This window comes from Corynebacterium hylobatis (genome assembly GCF_003955685.1).
In the GTDB taxonomy this organism is placed as follows: domain Bacteria; phylum Actinomycetota; class Actinomycetes; order Mycobacteriales; family Mycobacteriaceae; genus Corynebacterium; species Corynebacterium hylobatis.
This window is the reverse complement of record NZ_RXHJ01000031.1, coordinates 1-8163: the sequence shown is the minus strand read 5'-3', so window position 1 is coordinate 8163 and position 8163 is coordinate 1. Positions and strand designations below refer to the sequence as shown.

The 8163-nt window shown below is 65.7% G+C and carries 7 protein-coding genes, 2 tRNA genes and 1 pseudogene; 6 read left to right on the top strand and 4 right to left on the bottom strand.

Annotated features, from left to right (window positions below; translation table 11 throughout):
• Positions 1–69: 69 nt before the first annotated feature.
• Positions 70–142, bottom strand: a tRNA-Glu gene (locus EAH68_RS14375).
• Positions 143–298: 156 nt separating this feature from the next.
• On the opposite strand from EAH68_RS14375, the gene EAH68_RS14370 reads away from it, so the two are divergent.
• The 4 genes and pseudogenes from EAH68_RS14370 (at position 299) to EAH68_RS15030 (ending at position 3090) form a co-directional block, all read left to right on the top strand.
• The gene (locus EAH68_RS14370; RefSeq protein WP_126122021.1) at positions 299–628 is read left to right on the top strand and encodes a metal-sensitive transcriptional regulator; all 330 of its coding nucleotides are present in this window, start codon (positions 299–301) and stop codon (positions 626–628) included.
• Positions 629–702: 74 nt separating this feature from the next.
• A pseudogene (locus EAH68_RS14365) lies at positions 703–1378 on the top strand (ABC transporter ATP-binding protein); the annotation flags it as partial.
• A gap of 264 nt (positions 1379–1642) precedes the next feature.
• Positions 1643–2554 (top strand): efflux permease Rv1217c-related protein, encoded by a 912-nt coding sequence (locus EAH68_RS15035; RefSeq protein WP_241228482.1) that lies wholly within the window; start codon positions 1643–1645, stop codon positions 2552–2554.
• On the top strand, positions 2554–3090 hold the full coding sequence (locus EAH68_RS15030) for an efflux permease Rv1217c-related protein (RefSeq protein ID WP_500778830.1): 537 nt from the start codon (positions 2554–2556) through the stop codon (positions 3088–3090). The genes EAH68_RS15035 and EAH68_RS15030 overlap by 1 nt, the downstream gene beginning before the upstream one ends.
• A 51-nt stretch (positions 3091–3141) precedes the next feature.
• On the opposite strand, the gene EAH68_RS14355 is transcribed toward EAH68_RS15030, so the two are convergent.
• Both EAH68_RS14355 and scpC read right to left on the bottom strand, forming a co-directional pair.
• A tRNA-Lys gene (locus EAH68_RS14355) sits at positions 3142–3214 on the bottom strand.
• Between the two features lie 85 nt (positions 3215–3299).
• The gene (gene scpC / locus EAH68_RS14350) at positions 3300–4802 is read right to left on the bottom strand and encodes a succinyl-CoA:acetate CoA-transferase ScpC (RefSeq protein ID WP_126122020.1); all 1503 of its coding nucleotides are present in this window, start codon (positions 4800–4802) and stop codon (positions 3300–3302) included.
• 284 nt (positions 4803–5086) lie between these two features.
• Here scpC and dusB point away from each other — a divergent pair, with 284 nt between their 5' ends.
• Together dusB and phoU are read left to right on the top strand one after the other, a co-directional pair.
• Positions 5087–6232 carry a tRNA dihydrouridine synthase DusB gene (gene dusB / locus EAH68_RS14345; RefSeq protein WP_126122019.1) on the top strand — a complete coding sequence of 382 codons (1146 nt, stop codon included), beginning with the start codon at positions 5087–5089 and terminating at the stop codon, positions 6230–6232.
• A 52-nt stretch (positions 6233–6284) separates the two neighbouring features.
• Complete coding sequence (gene phoU / locus EAH68_RS14340) at positions 6285–7022, top strand: phosphate signaling complex protein PhoU (protein WP_126122018.1); 738 nt, start codon at positions 6285–6287, stop codon at positions 7020–7022.
• A gap of 60 nt (positions 7023–7082) precedes the next feature.
• Here phoU and EAH68_RS14335 read toward each other — a convergent pair.
• Positions 7083–8163: HNH endonuclease (locus EAH68_RS14335; protein WP_164546514.1), on the bottom strand; the 1081-nt coding region annotated here is incomplete at its 5' end.

Sequence of the window (8163 nt, the reverse complement as noted above, 5' to 3'; positions counted from 1 at the left end):
GCCGTGACAGGGCGGCGCGCTAACCAACTGCGCCACAGGGCCTTATTCTTTTCTAGAGGCAAGCCTCTGTACCCCCAACGGGATTCGAACCCGTGTCGCCGCCGTGAAAGGGCGGTGTCCTAGGCCACTAGACGATGGGGGCCAGTCAATTTTCCAGAAGCGCTCTGGGACGTGCGACTGACAAGAAGACTACTGTATTCGGCGCCAAGAACAAAAACCGCTGGCCCCAGCGTGTTTTCATGTACCGATCTGATCTACCCTGGAGACATCAGGACGAATCAAGAACAGGCGGAAAACCATGAGCCAGAACAATGACCAGACCAACTGCTCCTGCCATGAGCCGAACGTCCACGGCTACAACGAGAACAAGGCGAAATACCTCGCCCGCCTCAAGCGGATTGAGGGCCAGACCCGTGGCATCCACCGGATGATCGATGAGGACCAGTACTGCATCGACATCCTCACCCAGGTCTCCGCCGTGACCTCTGCCCTGGAGAATGTCGCCCTGGCACTGCTGCAGGACCACATCTCCCACTGTGTCGCCGGTGCCGCGAAGGCGGACGGGGAGGCTGCGGAGGAGAAGATCCGGGAGGCCATGAAGGCCATCCAGAAGATGGTGAAATCCTGACGCGATTCTAGCGGAAGGCCTTGTCAGCGGACTATTCTGAGAGGAAGAAACACAGTTCCCGGGAAAGGGCCGCCATGGACCTGGCAGTGGAGACGGTCGGGCTGGCCAAGAGCTTCGGTGCGGTCCGTGCGCTGAATGAACTCGATCTCACGGTGCAGACAGGTGAGGTGCACGGTTTCCTCGGGTCGAACGGTTCCGGCAAGTCGACCGCACTGCGCATCCTGCTGGGCATCCTGCAGCAGGATGCCGGCACCGTGCGGGTGCTCGGGGGTGATCCCTGGAGCGATGCCGTAGAACTGCACCGACGGATGGCCTATGTGCCCGGCGACGTCGAATTGTGGCCGAATCTGACGGGCGGGGAGACCATTGATCTGTTTGCCCGCCTCCGCGGCGGACTCAACACGAGGCGCCGTGACGAACTGATCGAGAGATTTGACCTGGATCCCAGCCAGAAAGGCCGCACCTACTCCAAGGGGAACCGCCAGAAGGTCGCGTTGATCTCCGCCCTGGCCTCCGATGCGGAGCTGCTGCTTCTCGACGAGCCCACCTCCGGCCTCGACCCACTCATGGAGGCGCAGTTCCAGGAGGTAATCCGGGAGGCCCGGCAACGTGGGCACACAGTGCTGCTGTCCAGCCATATCCTCGCACAGGTAGAGGCGCTGGCTGACCGGATCTCCATCATCCGGAAGGGACGGATCGTCGAGTCCGGCTCCCTGTTGGACATGCGGCACCTCAGCCGTACGGTGGTCACCGCCCTCACGGACAGGCCGATGGATGAGCTGATCAACCACGAGGGAATCTTCAACGCGCACCGGGAGGGGGAGCAGGTGCGGTTCGACGTCGACGCCGAGCACCTTCCCGAGGTCATGCGTCTGCTCGCGGCTCTTGAGGTCCGCGCCGTCTCCGCCTCCCCGCCTGGGTGCTGGGATTGTCCCTGCTCATGGTCTATTTCTCCACTGCGTTGGGCACCGTCCTCGATGGGGTGGGAGCCTGGTCGGCCTGGCCCAGCTGGCATTGAGCCCCGTCACGGCGCTGGTGGGCGGGCCCGGCTACGGCGTCGACGAGGTCACCGTGCCCCGTTTCCTGGCCGGCCTCTACGGGGTGTACCTGATGCTGGGCGCGGCGCTGATGTCGATGCTGACCGTCTCCCTGCACACCCGTGCAGAGGAACAGAGCGGACGGGCAGAGCTCGTGCTCGCCAGCGTCGTCGGGCGTCATGCGCAGACCGCTGCCGCGTTGATTCTCACAGTGGTGATGAACCTCCTCATGGCGGCCCTCATGACCGGGGTGGTGCTCACCGCCCCCATCCAGCCCACACCGGAGATGGCACCGACGGTCCTGTTCACCAGCAGTATCGCGGCTGTGGGCATCGCCTTCGCCGGGGTCGCCACAGTGACGGCGCAGTTGTCACCCTATTCCCGGACATGCACGACGCTGGCCGGTCTGATTCTGGCGGTGTCGTTCGTTGTCCGCGGTCTCGGTGACATGTCCCGGGTGCAGGGAGGGGACCTGGCGTGGTTGTTATGGCTCTCCCCCGTCGGCTGGGCGCAGCAGACCGCGCCCTACACCCTCGACCGCTGGTGGCCGTTGATCCTGCTGGTGGTTTTCGCGGCGCTCACTGTGGCGCTGGGGTTCTGGTTGCGGGCCCGGCGTGACCTGGCCGCAGGCGTCATCGCTGACCGACCGGGCCACACGCAGGCGCCCAGCTGGTTGGGTTCTCCCCTGACGTTGGCATGGCGGCTTCAGCGGGGCACCATCCTCGGCTGGTCGGTGGCGATACTCACCGCCGGTCTGATTTTCGGGGCCTTCACCCGCACCATCGCGGACACGGCCGGGGACATGCCCGTGGAGGTCCTGGCGGTTCTCGGTGGGGCGATGGGCATCACGGAGGGTTATCTGGGCTTCATGGGGTCTATTTCGCGGTGATGCTCTCCGTGTACGGCATCCTCGCAGTAACTTCGCTGCGAGCCGAGGAGGCCGGGCACCGCACCGAGTCTGTCCTTTCAACGGCTGTGGGACGCCCGACCTGGTTGCTGTCCTGGGTCGGGGTCGCCGCGGCCGGCGCCTTCTGGCTGTGCATGCTCGCCGGCCTCACGGAGGGTGTGGGTGCCGGGCTGGTCACCGGCGAGTGGTCGCTGCTGTGGCCCACTGTCCTGGGACACAGCGTCCAGTTCGCGCCTGTATGGCTGCTCATCGGTCTGACCGCCGCGCTCTACGGCCTGGTGCCCCGCTTCACGGGTCTGGTGTGGCTGATCTTCCTCACCGGCAGCGTGCTCATCATGTTCGGCCGGATGATCGAGCTCGACCAGGTGTGGCTCAACCTCTCCCCCTTCACCCACGTGGGCCAGCATCCGGCGGCCGAAGTCGGCTGGGCGGGCGTGGGGGTGCTCGCGGGCACGGGCGTGCTGCTGGCCCTGCTGGGTGCCCTTGCTTTCCGACGCCGCGACCTCACCGCTTCCTGAGCCGGTGCAAACAAAGGAGCCCTCCCGAGGTGGGAGGGCTCCTTCACTTTGTGGGCCCCGCGGGGCTCGAACCCGCGACCTGCGGATTAAAAGTCCGTAGCTCTACCAACTGAGCTAGAGGCCCGTGGGAACGATATTAGTGTGCCGTACCTCAGGAACGGAAACCGCCCCTCCGGAGGAGGGGCGGGACGTCGATAAGCAGGCGTCGGCTACTTCTTCATGGAGCCGGTCTCGAGGAGACGCTCGTGGAAGGAGAAGGCGGTCGCCAGGTCGTGCGGGGTGTGCTGGAACTTGGACTTGCTGGCGCGCTCGACGTACTCCTCGAGCAGCGGGCGGTAGTCCGGGTGTGCCACAGCGATCATCTTCTGCACGCGGTCACGCGGAGCCAGGCCACGCAGGTCGGCGACACCGTGCTCGGTGATGACGACCATGGCGTCGTGCTCGGTGTGGTCGATGTGGGAGGCGAAGGGGACGACCGAGGAGATCGCACCGTTCTTGGCGTCCGACGGGGAGATGAAGGTGGAGACGCGCGCGTTGCGGGTGAAGTCACCGGAGCCGCCGATGCCGTTCATGATGCGCTGGCCGGCGACATGGGTGGAGTTGATGTTGCCGTAGATGTCGGCCTCGATCATGCCGTTGGAGGAGATCAGGCCCACGCGGCGGATGACCTCCGGGTGGTTCGAGACCTGCAGCGGGCGGGTGATGATGTGCTTGCGGTAGCGCTTGGCCTCCGCGTTCATCTTCTCCGCGTACTCCGGGGACAGGGAGAAGGAGGTCGCGGACGCGACGGTCATCTTGCCGGCATCGATCAGGTCGACCATGCCGTCCTGGATGACCTCGGTGTATGCCTCGATGTTCTCGAACTTGGAGTCCAGCAGGCCGGCCATCACGGCGTTGGGGACGTTGCCCACACCGGACTGCATGACGTAGCTGTCGTAGGTCAGACGGCCGCCCTGCACCTCACCCTCGAGGAAGTCGAGGAAGTAGCCGGCGATCTGCTTGGACTGCTCATCCACCGGCTTGAACGGGGCGTTGCGGTCCGGCGCGTTGGTCTCCACGACGGCGACGACCTTGGTCAGGTCGATGTCGATGTAGGTGGTGCCGATGCGGTCGCCGGTGTGGACGATCGGGATCGGCACACGGTTCGGCAGGTGGCCGATGCGGTGGATGTCGGCCATGCCCTCCAGGTCGAGGGACTGCCACTCGTTGACCTCGATGATGATCTTCTTGGCGTTGTCCAGGTAGTCGACGTTGTTGCCCACGCCGGAGGACGGGATCAGGTGGCCCTCCTCAGTGATGCGGGTGACCTCGACGATGGCCACGTCCAGCTGGCCGAAGAAGCCGTGCTCCACGTACTGACCGGAGTGGGACAGGTGGATGTCCTGGTACTTCATCTCGCCGGAGTTGATGGAGTTACGCATGATGGGGTCCGACTGGTACGGCATGCGGTAGTTGATCGCGCCGGCCTCAGCCATCACGCCATCGCAGTCCGGGGCGGTGGAGGCACCGGTGAATACGTCGATCTTGTAGCTGTCGCCCTTCGCCTGCGCATCCTTGGCGCGGTTGGCGATCGCGGTCGGCAGCGCCTTCGGATAGGCGGCGCCGGTGAAGCCGGACATACCGACCTTGGCCCCGTTGTCGATCAGCTGGGCTGCCTCATCGGCGGACATGATCTTGCCGCGCAGCAGGGCGTTGGCGATCCGATCGGACATGTAGTTCCTCCTGATTGTCCGGGCCACACGCATGGATGTGCCCCGTAATGTCTGTGAGCGATGTTCGGCTGGCACCGAACCCGACCGACAGTGTCGGGTCGGTAACATTTTTGCCGTTCAGTTATGGTGACCACACTAGCGGATCCGAGGTGGAGCCGTGGAAATGCAGGTACCCGTATCAATGGTACGACACCACCTCAATGTTAAGGCATGAGCTGCAGGAATCCAGGGGATCCGCGGTCCCCGGTTTGGGCGGGAACACCCACAGGGGGGAGAATGAGGGGGTGACTGTGAAGATCGGATCCCTGACGCTGAATTCCCCTGTGGTACTCGCCCCGATGGCGGGTGTCACCAACGTGGCCTTCCGCACCCTCTGCCGCGAGCAGGAGATCGAGAAGACCGGCACCGTCTCCGGTCTCTACGTCTGCGAGATGATCACCGCCCGCGCCCTGGTCGAACGCAACGAGAAGACCCTGCACATGACCACCTTCGCGCCCGAGGAATCCCCGCGCAGCATGCAGCTGTACACCACCGACCCGGAGTACACCTACAAGGCGGCGAAGATGATCGTCGACGAGAACATGGCCGACCACATCGACATGAACTTCGGCTGCCCCGTCCCCAAGGTCACCCGCAAGGGCGGCGGCTCAGCCATCCCTTATAAGCGCCGTCTCTTCGGCAATATCGTCGCGGCGGCCGTCAAGGCCACCGAGGGCACCGACATCCCCGTGACCGTGAAGTTCCGCGTCGGCATCGACGACGAGCACCACACCCACCTGGATGCCGGCCGCATCGCCGTCGAGGAAGGTGCCGCTGCCGTGGCCCTCCATGCCCGCACCGCCGCCCAGCGCTACTCGGGTGCCGCCGACTGGTCCGAGATCACCCGCCTGGTCGAGCATCTCGACGGCACCGGCATTCCTGTCCTCGGCAACGGTGACATTTTCGCCGCCGGGGATGCCCGCCGCATGATGGACGAGACGGGTTGCGACGGCGTGGTCGTCGGCCGTGGCTGCCTGGGTCGGCCGTGGCTGTTCGCCGAGCTCTCCGCCGAACTGCGCGGCGAAGCCCTGCCCCCGACCCCCACCCTCGGTGAAGTCATCCGCATCATCATCCGCCACGCCGAACTGCTCGCCGAGCACGATGGCGAGGCCCACGCCTGCCGTGACCTGCGCAAGCACATGGGCTGGTACCTGCGCGGCTTCCCGGTCGGCGGTGAACTCCGCGCCAACCTGGCACGTATCTCCACTCTCGCGGAACTGCGCGAGCAGCTCTCCCCCTGGGCGGATTCCCCGGTGATCGCCGAGGATTCCGACGGTGCCCGCGGCCGGCAGGGTTCTCCCTCCAGGGTTGCGCTCCCCGACGGCTGGCTCGATGACCCGGAGGACGCCACCGTGCCCCAGGGCGCGGAGATCATGCACTCCGGCGGCTAGACACGGGGGTCCGAACAGGCAGCATGCCGCGCATGCTCATATGATGGTGGGCATGCGTATCGCCTACCGGGAACATCTGGACAACTTCGCCCATGACCTCATCGTCATGTGCGACACGGTGCGCTCCCTCATGGCCGACGCCTCCGACGCCCTGCTGCGGGCCTCCCTGGAGTCAGCCGAGGATGCGTTGTCCAAGGCCGACAGCCTCAACGAGATCCGCCTGCGTTGCGAGGATCGCGCCGTCGCACTCCTCGCCCTCGAGGGGCCCGTCGCCCGCGATCTCCGGCAGGTCGTCTCCTCCATCTACATCGTCGAAGACTTCGCCCGGATGGGCGCGCTGGCGATGCACGTGGCCAAATCCGCGCGCCGCCGTCACCCTGACAACACTCTCCCCCAGCCGCTGATCGGTTATTTCCAGGAGCTGGCGCGCCTGGTCGATGAGATGAGCGACAAAACCCGCGACATCCTCGTCGACCCGAACGCCGATGTCGCCCTGGTCCTCGCGCAGGACGATGACGCCGTTGACGATCTCCACGGTTACGTCCTCACCATGCTCACGCAGCGCGAGTGGCAGCACTCCGCACGCGAGGCCGTGGACGTCGCCCTCCTGGCCCGTTTCTACGAGCGCTACGCCGACCACTGCGTCAACGTGGCCGCCCGCATCGTGTACCTCACCACCGGCCTCAGCCCGGACGAGTACATCGAGAAGAAGGAGCGCGACCAGGCCGAGGCCGATATCGCCGCTCGCTTCGCCGAGCTCGAACGCCAGTTCTCGCGGGGCCAGGACTGACACCCGCTTATCGATGCCCCTCCCACCCCGGGTCACCATCCAGGTGCCCGGGGTCGGTTGTTAGTCGGGTGGGGCCCGACCGGGGTCGGTATCGGCCTGGTTGATGGCCTCCTCCAGCCGGGCATGGGCCTCCACCCGCTCCGGCGCACCTTCCTGATACGCCTGGAATTCCTGGGCCGCTGCCCTCGCTGCTGCCCGCTCACCCCGACGTTGGCGGCGTTGTGTGTAGGTCTGCACCCAGCGTTTCTCCACCGGTGCCAACGGCCCCTCCGCATGATCGACCGCCCAGGTGCCGTCCGCGAAGAGCCAGAACACATCCCCCGTGATGGGATCGAGCAGATAGGTGGCCTGGAGGTCAGTTTTGCGGTTGTGGTGGTGCCGGCACAGCATCACCATGTTCGCCGGTGTGGTGGGGCCACCCTGGTGGTGGTTGATGCGGTGGTCATTATCCTCACCGAGTGCCGGTGCCCCGCAGCCTGGCCACCGGCAGCACCAGTCCCGGCCCACCAGAAACGCCCGGATCGCAGGTGTCGGGGTGTAGGCCGGGGTGTGGGCGGTGGCGGCAGTGTCCATGTCGGTGGCGCGCTCAGAGATGCCCAGCAGACGCTGTGCTGCCTGTTCGGTGAGCACCCCTGTCAGCGGGTGGAACACCGGCGCACCGGGGATGTCCTTCGCGGTGTAGAGGTGGGTGGTCACCGAGGTGGTGGCCTGGCCGAGGATGAGCATGACCATGGCGCGGGCCTGGCTGATGTCAGCGGCCCTGGCGACCTGCCACACCGCATCCCTAATCAGTGTCCCGGTGGCCTGATCCACGGAGAGTTCGAAGCGGATGGTGGTGTTGTCCTCGGTGTCGATCCACAACCCCGGTGCCGGGGTGTTGTCCAGGGGTGGCAGGGAGCGCATGAGCTCTGCCGGGTCGAGACACGGCTGGGGGCCCGCTTCGGTGTCATCACCTTCCCCGTCGTCCTCGCTGTTGTTGGTTTCCCCCGGATCCCCCTCAGGATCGCCATCCCTGTCGTCCCCCTCAGAGCCTTCCCCCGGCTCTGGTTCTGGTGGTGGGTCCGGTTCCGGGACCGGGGGCCAGGCGGGGTGATCCTCGTGGGTCTGCACGGTGGTGATGGTGGTCTCCACGACCCGGGCG